The sequence below is a fragment of the Brevibacillus halotolerans genome (genome assembly GCF_026891775.1).
Classification (GTDB): domain Bacteria; phylum Bacillota; class Bacilli; order Brevibacillales; family Brevibacillaceae; genus Brevibacillus_B; species Brevibacillus_B halotolerans.
In genome coordinates this window covers 1-447 of the sequence record NZ_JAPTNK010000056.1, presented here as the reverse complement: position 1 = coordinate 447, position 447 = coordinate 1, and the positions used below count along the sequence as shown (strand labels likewise).

At 44.5% G+C, this 447-nt stretch carries 1 protein-coding gene; it reads left to right on the top strand.

The window, feature by feature from the left end; translation table 11 throughout:
• The coding region (locus O0550_RS24115) for an ABC transporter permease (RefSeq protein ID WP_258427428.1) at window positions 1-447 on the top strand (447 nt) is incomplete at both ends.

The following is a 447-nucleotide window of genomic DNA, read 5'->3' as shown; positions in this document are numbered from 1 at the left end:
TAGACAAGGGCTTAGCAGATAAATTGTTTCCTCAGGGAAATGCTGTAGGAAATCGGATTTACATGTCAGATGCCTCCTTTGTGGTCATTGGGATTCTAAAAAATGATATGCAGGGCTTAATGGGCGGTGGCATGCAGGATCTGGTGTACATGCCGGCACGAACTTATCTCAATCACAATGAAAAAGCAACGGTAAGCATGTTCCACATTCAAGCCAAATCAAATGCTACGATTCAAGCCGCGATGGACTTTACCAAGCAATATCTAAATCGTGTACATAAGCATACCGATCATTACACGGTAAAAAACAGCGCCGATGAGCTAAAAGAGATCACGAAGATGCTTGACATGCTTACAATGGTCTTCTCGGTTATCGCCGGAATTTCTCTTTTAGTGGGCGGTATCGGGGTAATGAACATCATGCTCGTCTCCGTAACGGAGCGCACAC